Annotated in this window: 13 protein-coding genes; 7 read left to right on the top strand and 6 right to left on the bottom strand. The window is 42.4% G+C overall.

Features of this window, described 5'->3' with window-relative positions; translation table 11 throughout:
* Window positions 1-13 precede the first annotated feature (13 nt).
* A complete protein-coding gene (locus HWQ39_RS16905) occupies window positions 14-1180 on the bottom strand; it encodes an AI-2E family transporter (protein ID WP_292847243.1) in 1167 nt (388 codons plus the stop codon).
* Between the two features lie 109 nt (window positions 1181-1289).
* Between HWQ39_RS16905 and HWQ39_RS16910 the strand changes: the two genes are divergently transcribed.
* The gene (locus tag HWQ39_RS16910; RefSeq protein ID WP_292847244.1) at window positions 1290-1775 is read left to right on the top strand and encodes a hypothetical protein; all 486 of its coding nucleotides are present in this window, start codon (window positions 1290-1292) and stop codon (window positions 1773-1775) included.
* A 285-nt stretch (window positions 1776-2060) separates the two neighbouring features.
* Window positions 2061-3485: an LCP family protein gene (locus HWQ39_RS16915; RefSeq protein WP_292847245.1), complete on the top strand. Its 1425-nt coding sequence runs from the start codon at window positions 2061-2063 to the stop codon at window positions 3483-3485.
* Window positions 3486-3565: 80 nt separating this feature from the next.
* Here HWQ39_RS16915 and HWQ39_RS16920 read toward each other — a convergent pair whose 3' ends face one another.
* From HWQ39_RS16920 to HWQ39_RS16940, 5 genes are read right to left on the bottom strand one after another with little or no spacing between them, the layout of a single operon-like run.
* The gene (locus HWQ39_RS16920; protein ID WP_292847246.1) at window positions 3566-4639 is read right to left on the bottom strand and encodes an anthranilate phosphoribosyltransferase family protein; all 1074 of its coding nucleotides are present in this window, start codon (window positions 4637-4639) and stop codon (window positions 3566-3568) included.
* A gap of 46 nt (window positions 4640-4685) precedes the next feature.
* On the bottom strand, window positions 4686-5342 hold the full coding sequence (locus tag HWQ39_RS16925; protein ID WP_292847247.1) for an FHA domain-containing protein: 657 nt from the start codon (window positions 5340-5342) through the stop codon (window positions 4686-4688).
* Window positions 5320-7455 carry a substrate-binding domain-containing protein gene (locus HWQ39_RS16930; protein ID WP_292847248.1) on the bottom strand — a complete coding sequence of 712 codons (2136 nt, stop codon included), beginning with the start codon at window positions 7453-7455 and terminating at the stop codon, window positions 5320-5322. Before HWQ39_RS16930 ends, HWQ39_RS16925 begins: the two co-directional genes overlap by 23 nt.
* 40 nt (window positions 7456-7495) lie before the next feature.
* A complete protein-coding gene (locus HWQ39_RS16935) occupies window positions 7496-8176 on the bottom strand; it encodes a response regulator transcription factor (protein ID WP_292847249.1) in 681 nt (226 codons plus the stop codon).
* Window positions 8177-8202: 26 nt separating this feature from the next.
* Window positions 8203-9321, bottom strand: a complete 1119-nt coding sequence (locus tag HWQ39_RS16940; RefSeq protein WP_292847251.1) for a HAMP domain-containing sensor histidine kinase — start codon at window positions 9319-9321, stop codon at window positions 8203-8205.
* Window positions 9322-9958: 637 nt separating this feature from the next.
* Here HWQ39_RS16940 and HWQ39_RS16945 point away from each other — a divergent pair.
* The 5 genes from HWQ39_RS16945 (at window position 9959) to HWQ39_RS16965 (ending at window position 13918) form a co-directional block, all read left to right on the top strand.
* Window positions 9959-10798, top strand: a complete 840-nt coding sequence (locus HWQ39_RS16945; protein ID WP_292847254.1) for a Pvc16 family protein — start codon at window positions 9959-9961, stop codon at window positions 10796-10798.
* Between the two features lie 30 nt (window positions 10799-10828).
* The gene (locus HWQ39_RS16950; RefSeq protein WP_292847257.1) at window positions 10829-12490 is read left to right on the top strand and encodes a phage tail sheath C-terminal domain-containing protein; all 1662 of its coding nucleotides are present in this window, start codon (window positions 10829-10831) and stop codon (window positions 12488-12490) included.
* Window positions 12491-12586: 96 nt separating this feature from the next.
* Complete coding sequence (locus HWQ39_RS16955; protein ID WP_094331970.1) at window positions 12587-13042, top strand: phage tail protein; 456 nt, start codon at window positions 12587-12589, stop codon at window positions 13040-13042.
* A gap of 22 nt (window positions 13043-13064) precedes the next feature.
* Window positions 13065-13559: a phage tail protein gene (locus tag HWQ39_RS16960; protein ID WP_292847260.1), complete on the top strand. Its 495-nt coding sequence runs from the start codon at window positions 13065-13067 to the stop codon at window positions 13557-13559.
* Window positions 13560-13570: 11 nt separating this feature from the next.
* On the top strand, window positions 13571-13918 hold the full coding sequence (locus HWQ39_RS16965) for a hypothetical protein (protein WP_292847263.1): 348 nt from the start codon (window positions 13571-13573) through the stop codon (window positions 13916-13918).
* Window positions 13919-14306: the final 388 nt, after the last annotated feature.

A 14306-nucleotide genomic window follows, 5' to 3' on the forward strand; every position in this document is an offset into this window, starting at 1 on the left:
GCAGAAGGCCTCCTTAAGGTGATGTCGCTTCAGAGATACTCAAAGTATTGTTAGCGTCAGTTTTCGGGGACTCGTTTGCTGTAACGGGTACAGTTATCTCCCCTGTAGCGCTGTCATTTGTCTCGCTACGAAGACGCAAAGCACTTAAAGCAGTCTTAATCACAACAGCAGTGGGTACTGCCACAATGACACCCAATAGTCCGCCAATTCTTGCCCCTGTTAAAACTGAAATTAAAATCCAAACTGGATTTAAACCAGTAAAGCTGCCTAAAATTCGGGGGGCAATCAAGTTTTCGAGAATTTGCTGTACAATCACCGCTGCTATCAAAACTCTCACACCCATTGAGAAATCTTGCAACGCTACCAATAATGTAGTCATGGCGATGCCTACAGAACCACCAAAGGGGACGAGAGCCATCAGTCCAATAGTTAAGCCGAATAGCAGCCCAAAGGGCACTTTCAGCCACAAAAAGGTAGGAATGAGGGCTGATGCCATACAGGTAGATAAAATCAACTGGGTGATGAAGAAATTTTGGAAGCTGAGGCGGACTGTTTTAGAGAAAGGATCGCGGAATTTATTCGGTAGCCATTCGACTAAACTTTCCCAGAGTTCACCCCCATGCTGTAAAAGATAGAAGGTCAAAACCATCGTCAAGAGAATATCTAGCAGGCTAGTGACTGTAAGTACAGCCAGATTTAAAACTTGGCCAGCGATCGCTTGCAATTGTCCTTTAACGCGATCGTTGATTTGCACTACCAGAGCATCGAGGTTAATCGGTAAGCCAAAAGTCTCAGCTTTTTCGTTTAAGATCATTAACTGAGAGCGTCCAGAGTCGATTAACTCTGGCAAACGAGCCACCAGTTGTTGAGCTTGGGTAAGGGCCAGCGGGAAAAGTGTCACACCTAACGCCAATAAAATTGATAAAGCCAAGAGAAATACTAAAATAGCAACTTGCTCTCGTCTTGCACCATGATGCTCCATCCAGCTCACGGGGTAGTTGAGCAGAAAAGCTAGTACTGAGGCTCCAACTAAAATGACTATGAGAGAATGAAAATAACTAAAAAATACCGAAATTGCCCAACCATTGATAACCAGCAGCGGAGCAAATAGCGCGATCGCCCCGATTCGCGCTATTGGAGTAAATGTTTGCCACCAGTCGAGTAGCTTACGTGTCTGCATTTTGAGCTGATTGCGGAATAGAACTAAATGAAATTTTTCTTTACAGCTTATTATCTCTAACTATATGAGTCTTATTCATCCTTCTAGTTTAGGAGTTAGACAAACCCCAATGGATAATTTTAAATCGAAAGAGACTGGGGACTGGGGACTGGGGAATGGGGAAGAAGCAAGGGAGCAGGGTGCAGGGAGCAAGGGAGAAAAGTTTTCCCCTCTGCCCCCTGCACCCCGCCCCTCTGCCTCTTTTCAATCCCCAATCCCCAAAACACAGTTGCTTTTATATTTGATTCCGATTATCGGCTTTTTTCCGTCTTTGTGGACTCTCTATCGGGGCCAGGGTAGTCGGGAACAACTTGCTATTAGTCGTCTGTCCATTACTTTGGCACTTACTTGGCTGTTGGGTTATTTGTTATTAACTACCGGAACAGCAACTTCAGATTATTTTCCGCTACGTCTATTTATCCTGAATAGCTTTCTCACGTCGGGTTACTTTTTAGTAAGTGTCTGGTTGATTTTGCGCCTAATGCAGGGCAAATCTGGTCGTTTGCCAGGGTTTAGTAATTTAGCAGAACGAGTGCTTGGCAAGTATTTATCTTAATTTTTTAGGATGAAAAGTTATCAGTGTTTTTACTTATTTCCTAAAAATTTACAGTTGATTTATCCATATATCTAGTCAAATCAGTTTATTATTGCCATACTTCAGTAAAACATCTTTAGATTGGCCCAAAAGAAGAATAAATGCTGCTATAAGTGTTGTGGTTGACACTACATTAAAAAAGTTAGCACTGATAATTAAGAGTTAGCTATTATGGGTTGATTTGTTTGGATGTTTTTAGTCTGCAAATTTACCGAATTTGATTAGTGAGTAAGTGTGAGGAAGTCTGTGACCATTCAAAGAAGTTCGGCGGAAGAAAACCAGTCGGGAAAAGCCTCAAAGTCCAATAAAAAGATTTCTCAGAACTCGACATCAGGACGTTGGTTATGGTTTTGGGTAGGGATGAGTGGTATTGCAATGGTGTCTGCAACTGCGGGAGCGCTTTTGGCGGTATCTTTGACTAGCACGCCTTTGCAACAAGCCCAGCTAAGTCCAAAAGATGAGGCGGCTTTTGATAGCGATCGCATTTCTGGAGGGGTACTGCGATTTTCAGAATTAACTCGCCCAGTAAATCTCTTGGTGATGGGGATGAGCGTACTTCCCCCAGATATCCAAAACCCTCCCCAAGAAACCAAAAACCTCAGATACCTGCCCCAAGTAAACTCCTTTGATGGTCTTTCCGATGTCATGCTCTTGGTCAAATTTGATCCAGAGACGAAAAAAATAAATATGCTCTCCATTCCCAGAGATACCCGCACACAAATAGAGGGGTATGGGGTGAAAAAAATTAATGCTGCCAATGTTGATGGTGGGCCAGCTTTGACTGCCAGAACCGTCAGTAATCTCTTAGGTGGGGCGGGAATTGATCGCTATATCCGAATTAACGTTTTGGGAGTTGCCAAGCTGATTGATGCTTTGGGTGGCGTAACAGTTTACGTCCCCAAAAATATGAAGTACCAAGATGATTCTCAGCATTTGTACATCAATTTGAAGGCGGGTAAGCAACACCTCAGCGGCGATCAAGCATTACAATTGCTGCGTTTTCGCCATGACGAACTCGGTGATATTGGTCGGATTCAGCGGCAGCAAATGGTCATCCGAGCTTTGATGGATCAAACACTCAACCCGGCTACTGTTGCTCAATTACCTAAAGTTCTGGATGTAGTCAAAGAACACATTGATACTAACTTGACGGTTGAAGAGTTAGTGGCGTTGATGGGTTTTGGGGTGCGGACAAATCGCTCTAATATGCAAATGTTAATGCTGCCTGGTCGCTTTAGCGAGAAAGGCGAATTTGATGCTAGCTATTGGTTGCCTAACAAAGATGGTATTGCGAAATTAATGGCTCAACATTTTGGTTTAGAGTCAGAACAACAACAGCTAGGAACTACGGCTAACCCCCGTTCTTTGCGTATAGCAATTCAAGATAGCACAGGTGGCGATCGCTCCAACCTCCAGCCATTAATTGCAGCCTTAGAAAAATCTGGATATCGCAACATTTATATTGCCAAGGCATGGGGGGAACCTCTAGAGGTAACTCACGTTGTCGCCCAACAAGGAGACGGTGACAGTGCCGAATCAATTCGCAACACTTTGGGATTTGGCGAAGTGCGCGTGGAAAGTACAGGCAACCTTGGCTCAGATATCAGTATCCAAGTGGGTCAGGATTGGTTGCAACAAAAATCTATTTTGGAGAATTCGGGGACGAAATAATTCGTAATACTCGCCGGAGGCGAGAAGCAAGCTACGTAATTAATTACGAATTGTGTTGAGGCTCTGAAGTGCTGGACTGTTTACACTGGTACAAATCCTGTTGACACTGAATTTACTATCTGGTTGAGTTCTTGGAGTTTAGCTGCTACTACACCATTGGTTAATAATTCTTCTGCTTTAGCTAAACCTTCTGACATATCTGGACAAATACCACTCCGCCACAGATAAAATCCACCATTCCACAAGGCTGTTTGCATCAATTCACCTGGTTTACCTGCCAAAACCTCTTGAATATCCGCCACCAGTTCTTCAGTAGTTCCAAGGGGTACGTTTTTGGTAGTAAAGCCGTAATCGCGCGGTACGAGGTGCAATCGTTCTACCTCTTGGGATGCTATGGATGAAGATAAGCTGATAATTGCAGTGCGATCGCGCGGTAAGTCGCAACTACCTTCCAATCCTTTTATTAATGTAAATTTTGTGACTCCTCGCAGTCCTAGAGCTACCTTAAACATTCCTTCTGTTGGGGGATGGACAAACCCTGCAATGACGTGGGCATCACCAGTATAAGGACACCAAATTAGCTCCATTGTCGCCAAAGGCGGACGCTTGCCAAGTTGGTCGCGGTACTCCCAAATACTTGTAGTTAAGGGAAAATGCTGAGGTAGATAAATAAAGCCGATTCCCGTTTGCTCAAATATCTGCTGGGTTTTTGTTAGTGGTAGGGTAGTCCAATCGACTCCTAAACCTTGCCAAATATCTATCAGGGGTAAGCCGTACTTCGTTGGTAAGCGATCGCCACCGTGCATTATCACTGGTTGTCCCACTGCGGCGAGTAGTAAAGCTGTTACGGGACTAATTGGTGCTGTGCGGGTTCTGCCATCATAGGGGATACCAAGAGCGATCGCTGGTCGCTCAGAGGCTATTGGTTGCAGTTTTGGCCCCAGTTCCTCATAAGCATCCAACATCCCGGCTAATTCTTCCCCTGTGGGACGCTTGATTCGATGAGCAATCAAAAATGCTCCGATTTGGGCTGGTGTAGCTTCACCCAACAGCATCATTTTAGTTGCGGTGGCTGCTTGGGCGCGAGTTAAATTTTCGGCTGTGTGGTTTCCGCCGCCTACTTTTTGCAGGAATTCCCGAAATACATTGCTCATTTAGTCATTTGTCATTAGTAACCTGGAATTACGAATTACGAATTTACTACACAATATATACAGTGAAGTTGACTAGGTTATCCTGACCAAATCGCACTGAGTCACCGTTCAACAGGCGATATTGCATCCCAGGTGTTAGAGGATTGTTGTTTAAATAAATGCCATTTGTACTCATATCAACAATCATGTATGAGTTTTGCGACCAGTCCCAATCGACTCGCGCATGACGACGAGAGACTATTCCTTCACTGGGAATGCCGGTCAAGTCAATTTCTGGGGGCGCTATTCCTGGACTCTGACTGCGGCGACCAATATAACCTCCTTCCCCAACAAGGTTAAATTCTCTTCCTGTGCTATGAACTAACTTTAAGACAGGCGCTCTTTGAGGCGGAGGGGTATAAACAGGCGGTGTTGGTGGATAAGCAACCCGTGGCTGATAGACTGTTGAATAATCAACGGGGGTTTGTTGAGGAACTTGGTAGTTAGGTTGGTCTGTTGCTGGTCGCTGATACTGACTAGGTTGTTGTTGATTGGGCTGTGGTTGACTAGGCTGTGGTTGAATAGGCGGCGGTTGTGGTGTAGGGGAAACTACATTATTTACAGGGCCCACAGGAGTTGAACACCAGGGACAAACCTTAGCATTGTTAGGCAGGGCGCGGTTAAAATATTCGCAACTAGGATTAGGGCACCGATTTGCAGGCATAGGAATTTATATCATCAGGCATGGGTTGTAAGGCTACAAGACCTACTTTACTAAGTAAACACTGACCCTGACGAGTAGTTAGCATCTGGGCAAATGTAGAACCACCGGGCAGGCGGTTGCTGTCTTTAGGGTACACTACAAAAATAGGGTATCCCAGAGGGTAGCTTTGGAAAGTTGTGACATCAACATAATAATCATCATGCTGACATAAGTCATCTGAGGGATTTATTGAGCGGCGATCGCGTCTTTGAAACAGAGGTTGAATAGCTGACTTTTTGCCATCTGCGATCGCTAGCGGATAGCCTGTACATTGAGTAGAAGTTTTACTGATAATCCCAAAACTAATAATACCAGTGGTTCGCCCTTCTAAAGTTTCACTGCGTATCAAATTTTGGGTTTTTGTGGTATCAAGTTTAGTAACTTTTGCTGCAAATAAAGCTTCGTCTTGAGGGGCGTTTTTGAGAACTATTTCTTGAAATTTACTGATTGCTTCCGGTTCAGTTGGGGCGAAAGCTTTCACAGATAGATTTGGAAGTTTAGAATTAATCTGCTGCCAATTAGTAATTTTGCCTGTGTAAATTTGACGCAATTGCTCAATATTGATTTGCCCCCCAAGAGCATTAGCAAGATTTGAATCTCTTTTATTAAATGCTACAAACACAAGTAAACCATCATAAGCAACTTGCTTTTTAGCAAGTTTATCTGTGATATTGTCTACTAAACTTGTAATTGCAAAGTCTTTTTTGTTCGTTTGGACTTCTTCGATACTTTTAAGCTGATTATTTATATTAGAGGATAAGACAGATTTATAGTCAAATGTTGCTGTTGCATCTGATTTTGGTCTGGTCAATAAATCTCCTAAACGACTGTTGTCTACAGATTGCGTTAAAACATAACTCCATGTACTGTCTTTTTCTCCTGTGTAAGTAAATTGTCCCGAAGGAACATTGGGAACTTCTGAGAAATTCCGCACAAGTCTAGACCATTGTATATATTGATTAGGACTATCTATTTTCTTACCCCAAAGCCAATACCAAATTCCGCCGCCAAGTAGTAATAAAGCGAGAATTCCTAACAGAATTAAGGGCATTGGTAAAGGCTTTTTGATTTCTTGAGAAGCTGGCGACGAAACTAATGAATTTTTGCCGCGATCTTCTTTAGGAAGTTTTAGCAGTGCTTGACGAGCCGCTTCCGCATTCTCGAAAGGAGTTTCCAGACCAATTAAACGATAAATAAACTGCTTTAAATGACTATCGGTATCTGGCCATTGTTGATTATCTCTAGGGTTGAGAGGCTGGTTAGATAACAAATTAGTTGTCCGCCCTACCCACAAAGTAAAGGCTAGCAATCCTAATGATTCTAAATCTTGCTCAGGTCTGGCGGGAGCGGGTTGAGCAATAATCGGTGGAATAAATAAGTTTTCCCAGATAGCTAAATCACAAAAATATATAGAAAACTTTTGATTATTTTCTACCTTAATTAAGGTACTATCTAAATTGATATTTCCGTGAGTAATACCCAGTTGTGTTTGATTTGAGGGGAAACGCAGCTTTTGGGTATGGAGAAACTGGAGAGTTTGTAAACCTTGATTTAGCACCTCACGCACATCAGGAGGTGTCATTGCTCCCTTTTCTGTGAGATACTTACCTAATGTTTGGGATGATTCTATACCCTGAGTAATAAGATAGCAGCGTTCGCCCTTTTCATCTGCGATCGCTTCTTTAGTTTCCACAAGACGGAAGTTTTGAATTCGACTATCGGCTAAACTTACTCCACCCACCCGTTTGAAAGTATCTTTCCGCTTTTGAGTCTCGCTTTCATTAAAAGAACGATTGGGTAGCAGGTATTCTTTGATGATTACAGGTTGTTTATCCTTGAGTTGAACACCTGAGTATAAGCGACCTAAACCCCGTACACCCACAAAACTAACTATTTGATAAGTTCCCTGATTTCCTTTAATCTCAGCCTCCTGCGGTAAAGTTGCTGGAAAACCACATTCCAAGCAAAACTTAGCGCCCTTGATTTGCTGTGCCGTTTGGAAAGGGCGATCGCAATTTAAGGGAGAATTGTACGAGCAGGGGTATTCTTGATAAAAAGATTCAAATGGAGCCATATACAAATTTCGTAAATTGCGCCGATTACTTCTCTCGCGCTCAAGCGTGAACTAATCCTAACTTGAGGGCGGCCACAATCGCTTGAGTCCGACTAGTAACCTTCAGTTTTTCAAAAATACTGGTGAGATGCGCTTTAACAGTAGCAACTGTTACATATAAATGTTTAGCGATTTCTTCATTAGAAGCACCTTGAGTTAACCAGTATAAAACTTCTTGCTCTCTTTCGGTTAAATGCACTTCATGACATGCTTTTACACAAGAATCTGAGTAAGCCTGAAAAAACCGGAAAAATCGACTAGCAACTTCTGAAGGTAAATAAATTTCCGACCGAGTTACAGTGTCTATAGCTTCACACAATTGGGTTGCTAAACGATTTTTAAATACATAACCAGCAGCCCCCGCCTGCATCGCTCTAAAAATCCAGTCGTCTTCTTGATGAGCCGACAATACTAAAACTTTGCCAGTGTAACCAGTTTCCTTAAGACGCGCTAAAACTGTAATTCCATCACATCCTTTCAATTGCATATCCAGCAAAATTAAATCTGGACACTTCTGGTTTGTAAACTTTAAAACTTGATCGACAGAATCAGCATCACCCATCACTTCTACAGGGAACGCAGAATTAATACTATAAAAATTGAGGAGAGTACGCAACCCTTGACGAAATCGTTCTTCGTCATCTACAAGCAAAACCGAAAGTTTTTTCTTATCATTAGTCATATCTTTAATTACGAATTACGAATTATTTATCCATTTCTTGGTCGAGGTAAAATTATAGAAAACTGCGCCCCACTTTCTGACAAAACTTGTGCCCAGATACTTCCTTGATGATCCAGAATAATTTTTTTAGCAATAGTTAAACCTAGTCCTGTACCTCCTTTACGCCGGGAATAAAATGGGGTAAATACTTTTTGTAAATCCTCTTGAGACAATCCTGGGCCTTGGTCGGAAATTTTAATTAATACTTCATCTTGAAAAATTTGCCAACTACAGCTAATAGTTCCTGAATTAGGGCTGAAATGAACAGCATTACTGAGGATGTTATCAAAAACTTGTTTCATTTGTAATCTATCTATCTTCAGTATTGTTGATGTATCGGGAATTGATATCTTAATTTTTTTCTGATTAATTAGCGGTTGTAAATTTGTGATACTTTCAACTACCAAACTTCTTAAATCTTGAAGTGATACCCTTAATTTTGCACTTTGACCACAATCAATCAGTTCATTTAAATTAGTATCTAAATCTTGTATGCTTTCGCCAATTATGGTTGCTTGTTCTTGCCAAGGGCTATCCTCTAAACCCAAGCAGAGATTATGTGCATATAATCCGATGAGTCCTAGAGAATTACGCAATTGGTGTCCTACTCGATGCAGAATATCTTCTAAAAGTTGAATTTCAGTTTTTTGTCTTCCATAATCCAAGGAAATATCTACATACTTGCTTATGAGTGTAGCCGAACGTTTTACGTATAGTTGTAAACTTGGTGAGAGAGGTTCATGAGTAATGATTTGAATGTATTCAGGCTTTTGATTTCTATAGGATATAGGGCAAATATAAGAAATGGATGAAAAATTCTTAAGTTTAAATTTATGTAAAGTAAAAGCAGCCGGAAAATCTGTGAGCCATGCTTCTGAACGCAAGTAAGCTAAAGTTTTCGGAGGAAAAAGAGCTTGGTCTTGACCATAGTTTATAACCTCCTGATTAGCTCTCGAAAATAAATCGTGATAGACAATCCGAGCGAAAAAAATTGGATATTGACTAGTTAACTGCTCAGACTCAAGCTGACAAAAACTCCGAATATCTGAGGAATTCAAATAATTAGAGCTATTGTCTAGTTTTTGTACAGAAAAGCCTAGTGTCATAGCTTCACTCGCTTTTTGCAACCAAATGTTTTACTATTCTGCTGACCAGTATAAAATTATGCAGCATCAAGAATGTTTATTTTTTTGTTAAGTTATCTTTGTAACTAAATAATACAAAGAATTATTTAGTTTACATTCAAAATTGCATTTCGTTTCCCTAAGTATATATAGGTATATAGTACCTATTATTTACAACACTTGGATGAATCTGTTCGTAGAGAGCGCTGAAGCGCTCAAACCAAAGACTAAAGTCCTGACTACGAACTTATTCATCTATGAAAGTTGGACTGGCGCTCTAGGACAGGCTTTTCGGTCTACTCTATAAAGAAAAAATGTCATGCGTCCAATCAAGAACTACTCAAGACTAATCTACAAACTGAAGTTGCTACTTTTCGGATTATTGAAAAGCTAATATTTTCCAGCTTTCTCAATCATCATTTTGAGAATGATGGGGAGTAGGGAAGAAGCAAGGGAGCAGGGAGAAGAATTTTCCCCTCCGCCCCCCGCACCCTGCCCCTCTGCCTCTTTCCAATTCCCCATCGAAAAATGAAAAATATCGACAAAAGTCTAATTAACTTTAGAAGACTGATACATATACTCTAGAGGCATCTGGATTAGCTACCAGCAGAATACCTTCATGCTTATCTTCGTTCTTCAAACTTTAGCCGAAATTCTAGCTGGAGGAACCTCGCTTACCAGTACAGAGCAAATTGACTTTAGCCATCCTGGTAATCGGAGGGAAGAGGGAGCAGGGCCGACTCTCAATTTATACATTTTTGATATACGTGAGAGTAAGCAGGTACAACATTCTGGCAGGCAAGTTGAACGCAAGCTAACACGCGCTCTACAACCTGCTACTGTAAATTGGGCACCGGCTTGGTTTGATGTTTCGCTGCTCTTAACAGCCTGGGATAGAACAGCTTTAGGTGAGCATCACTTTATTAGTGAGGCTTTGAATGTGCTGTTGCGCCATCGCACCTTGGAAGAGGAGTTTTTGGTTCCTGAATTACGGGGTTATGGTAATTTGAACATGACAGTTGCCCTAGAGCCGCCAATTGAGATTGGCTCTTTATGGAGCGCTCTCAATGTGCCATTGCGTTCAGCCTTATATTTGACAGTCACAATACCCTTCGAGCCACAACCCACTCCAGTGCCTTTGGTTTGGGAGCGAATTTTCAATTTGCGAAATCAATTATCTCGCGATAGTGACAGTCTAGTATTAACGAGGCGAGTTGCGATCGCAGGTATTGTCAAAAGTGCGGTGACAAATTTACCGCTGGTAGCGACAGAAGTAGCTGTGAGGGGAACTGAAAAATCCATATTAACCACTAAAGAAGGGTTGTTCTTCTTTGAAGACCTTCATTTAGGTAATTATGTTTTGACTTTGAATCATCCTGGCTATTTACCCCAAAACGTCAATGCATTGGTAGATAACCAAAGTCATACTTTCAAAGAAATATTTCTAACTCCTGAATAATTAGATTTTTACTGACTTGGAGAGACTTTCATGGCTAGACTTGATTACTTTGCTCCTGGTGTCTACATCGAAGAAATTGACCGGGGTAGCCGACCAATTGAAGGTGTTAGTACAGCAGTTGCCGGATTTGTCGGCTTTACTGAAGACGTTCGCGGTGGGGCTGAGTTATACAAGCCCATGCTAGTAACCACTTGGACGCAATACTTAAACTACTTTGCGCGTCTCAACTCAGACGGCTTCACCGATTTCAACGCCTATTTACCCTTTTCAGTCTACGGCTATTTTATGAATGGTGGCGGTCGTTGCTGGGTAACAAGCATTGGGACTCAATTACCAGGCGCACCCAGACCCGCAACTCCAGAACCGGCTAACTTACGAATTAACGCTCGAGGTAATCGTCCAGCTCTGCGCTTTACTTTGCGCCCTGAGCAAGCATCAGGTGGATTAGTAAATATTGTAATTATTGATGGTTCGCCCCGCGCCCTACCCGAAGGTACTGAAGGAGAAGCACCTCCAAATACAGGCGAATATTTCACCATCGAAATTCGTCGGGGAGATGAACTTTTAGAGCAATACGAAAACTTGACAATGAACCGCGAGCCTGCCGCTCAAACAGCGACTTATGCGCTAACGGCATTGAGAAATTCAATGTATGTCACTCTAGAAGACATCACTCAAAGTGGACAGCCTTTAGCTCGTCGCCCTGTTAATGGTCAATATGAGCTAGCGCCGCCTATTGTCGCCGCCACACCCGATAGATTTTCGCAAAATTTAGAAGGAGTTCGAGACGATCGCACCGGGGTACGCGGTATCTTTGAAGTTGATGAAATCACAATGCTGGCTTGTCCTGATGTGATGCGGGCTTATCAAGAGCAGATACTTAATTTAGATCAAGTCCACGGCATCATCGAACTGATGATTAGTATGTGCGAGGGTTCTGCCAGTGGCGATATTCCCAATCCGCCCAACCGGATGGTTGTACTTGATGCGCCACCTGATGCCGTCAAACCCCAGCAAGTAGTGGAATGGTTGAATAGATTTAACCGTCGTTCAATGTTTGCGGCCCTTTATTATCCTTGGATTAAAGTACCTAATCCACGCGATCGCGGTAATCCCATTTTAGTACCTCCTTGCGGTCATGTGATGGGCGTTTGGGCCCGCACCGACGAAACTAGAGGAGTTTACAAAGCCCCTGCAAATGAAGTTCCCAGAGGCGTAATAGGTTTGGGCTATGACACAAACTTCCGCGAACAAGAACTATTAAACCCCCTGGGAATAAATTGTATTCGCAACTTCCCCAACAGAGGTATCCGCATTTGGGGCGCACGCACTTTAGTTGAGCCAGATAAAACAGAGTGGCGCTACATCAGTGTGCGTCGGCTAATTAGCTATATTGAAAAATCCTTAGAATTAGGGACTCAGTGGGTAGTTTTTGAACCGAACGACCAAGATTTATGGGCACGTGTCACCCGCACCGTCAGTAATTTCTTAGAACGCATCTGGCGTGAAGGCGCTTTGTTTGGTGCATCTCCAGCCCAAGCATTTTATGTGAAGTGTGACGAAGAATTGAACCCACCAGAAACCAGAATTTTAGGACGTTTATACATCGAAGTCGGAGTTTGCCCAGTCAGACCGGCTGAATTTGTTGTTTTCCGCATCAGCCAATGGAACGGCATTGAAGATAGCGAATAGCGAATAGGGCATAGGGCATGGGGCATTGAGGAAAGAACTCTTATAACTCCTAACTCCCCATTCCCAAATTAATTACACACAAAGGAGTCTAAAAGTATGGCAGGCGAATTTTTAACCTCTTGTAAGTTTTACTTCGAGGCTGACGGAATTACTGATAAATTCATTAAAGAAATTAGCGGACTAGGCGTTGAAAATACACCAGCGCAAGAAGTCCACGGTTCATCTAAGGGCGCTAAACTCATGCGTCAAGCCACACCAACTGTTGTTAAATTTACCAATATCACGGTCAAAGTCATCGCCACAGATGATATAGACCTTTATAAATGGTATCAAGATTGTAACGAAGACATGGGCGACCCTCGGAAGTGGGCACAGAATCGTAAGACTGGTTCGGTGGTTGCTTACGACCAACAAGGCTCTGAAAAAGCACGTTGGAACATCGTCAATTGTTATCCCTGTAAATACACAGGGCCTACCTTAACTGCTTCTGGTGGCGATATGGCAAATGAGACTGTTGAATTGGTTCACGAAGGAATTAAACGAATCAAATAATTAGCATTTGTAGTAATTAACAGTGGTACAATCCGCAAGCCGAATTCCCGAAGTTCTGACAGCCCATCGGTTCTATTTAGAACTGACACTAGAAGGTCAAAACGATGCCAATTGTTTCTTTTTGGAGTGTCAAGGCTTCAAAAGAACCCAAGAGGTAATTGAAATTTGTGAAGTCACTTCTCAAACCTGGGGTAAAAAAGGGCAATCAAAAGGTCAGGTGGTGAGGACTAAGCTTCCTAGCAATCCTAAGAGTGGTAATCTAACTTTGCGTAGAGGTACTACCAACTCTATGGATTTTTGGAAGTGGTTTGAAAAAGTCGAAAAGGGTAATTGGTCTGAGCAACGTAGACTTGTTGCTTTGTCTATTTATAATCAGGCAAATGAAGAAATCGCTAGATTTGAATTAGCCGGTGCTTGGCCTGCAAGTTACAAGATTGCCGATGTTAACGCCCGCAGCCATGACATCGAAATTGAGGAAGTGGAGGTTGCTTTTGAGGAATTTAAACGCGTGAAGTAATTAGGAGGATTATGTTTCCTACAGAGTTTGAATTTACACTGCCAAAGGGGTATCTAGACTCTGAAGGCAACCTCCACCGCAAAGGTGTAATGCGGTTATCAACGGCGATAGACGAGATTGCACCCTTGCGTGACCCACGCGTTAAAGCTAATCCCGTTTATGCCACAATTATTATCTTGTCACGAGTGATTACTCACTTGGGTGCTTTATCAGAAGTGACTCCTGCAATAGTGGAAAACTTTTTTTCCCAAGATTTAAATTATCTCCAAGATTTTTACCGTCGAATTAATGGCTTGGAGAGCGAAACTCCCATCCCAGAAGATACAGTAAATTCTCCCGAAGCGCTTCTTCATAATTGAATTGCGAATGGGGCATTGGGCATTGGGCATGGGGAGTGGGAGCAGGAGAGTGGGAGAATAAAATATAAAACTCGTTCACGGAGTTCAAAGGCTCGTTCACGAGTATCAAAGACTCATTAACGGAGTTCAAAGACTCGTTCACGAGTATCAAAGACTCATCAACGGAGTTCAAAGGCTCGTTCACGAGTATCAAAGACTCATCAACGGAGTTCAAAGACTCGTTCACGAGTATCAAAGACTCATTAACGGAGTTCAAAGGCTCGTTCACGAGTATCAAAGACTCATCAACGGAGTTCAAAGACTCGTTCACGAGTATCAAAGACTCATTAACGGAGTTCAAAGGCTCGTTCACGAGTATCAAAGACTCATCAACGGAGTTCAAAGACTC

The organism is Nostoc sp. NMS8 (assembly GCF_017115045.1).
Classification (GTDB): Bacteria; Cyanobacteriota; Cyanobacteriia; order Cyanobacteriales; family Nostocaceae; genus Nostoc.

Bases quoted from the DNA above. Each gene is read 5' to 3' on its own strand.
- HWQ39_RS16905 (WP_292847243.1), bottom strand. From the start codon at position 1,180: ATGCAGACACGTAAGCTACTCGACTGGTGGCAAACATTTACTCCAATA.
- HWQ39_RS16910 (WP_292847244.1), top strand. From the start codon at position 1,290: ATGGATAATTTTAAATCGAAAGAGACTGGGGACTGGGGACTGGGGAAT.
- HWQ39_RS16920 (WP_292847246.1), bottom strand. From the start codon at position 4,639: ATGAGCAATGTATTTCGGGAATTCCTGCAAAAAGTAGGCGGCGGAAAC.
- HWQ39_RS16925 (WP_292847247.1), bottom strand. From the start codon at position 5,342: ATGCCTGCAAATCGGTGCCCTAATCCTAGTTGCGAATATTTTAACCGC.
- HWQ39_RS16930 (WP_292847248.1), bottom strand. From the start codon at position 7,455: ATGGCTCCATTTGAATCTTTTTATCAAGAATACCCCTGCTCGTACAAT.
- HWQ39_RS16935 (WP_292847249.1), bottom strand. From the start codon at position 8,176: ATGACTAATGATAAGAAAAAACTTTCGGTTTTGCTTGTAGATGACGAA.
- HWQ39_RS16940 (WP_292847251.1), bottom strand. From the start codon at position 9,321: ATGACACTAGGCTTTTCTGTACAAAAACTAGACAATAGCTCTAATTAT.
- HWQ39_RS16945 (WP_292847254.1), top strand. From the start codon at position 9,959: ATGCTTATCTTCGTTCTTCAAACTTTAGCCGAAATTCTAGCTGGAGGA.
- HWQ39_RS16950 (WP_292847257.1), top strand. From the start codon at position 10,829: ATGGCTAGACTTGATTACTTTGCTCCTGGTGTCTACATCGAAGAAATT.
- HWQ39_RS16955 (WP_094331970.1), top strand. From the start codon at position 12,587: ATGGCAGGCGAATTTTTAACCTCTTGTAAGTTTTACTTCGAGGCTGAC.
- HWQ39_RS16965 (WP_292847263.1), top strand. From the start codon at position 13,571: ATGTTTCCTACAGAGTTTGAATTTACACTGCCAAAGGGGTATCTAGAC.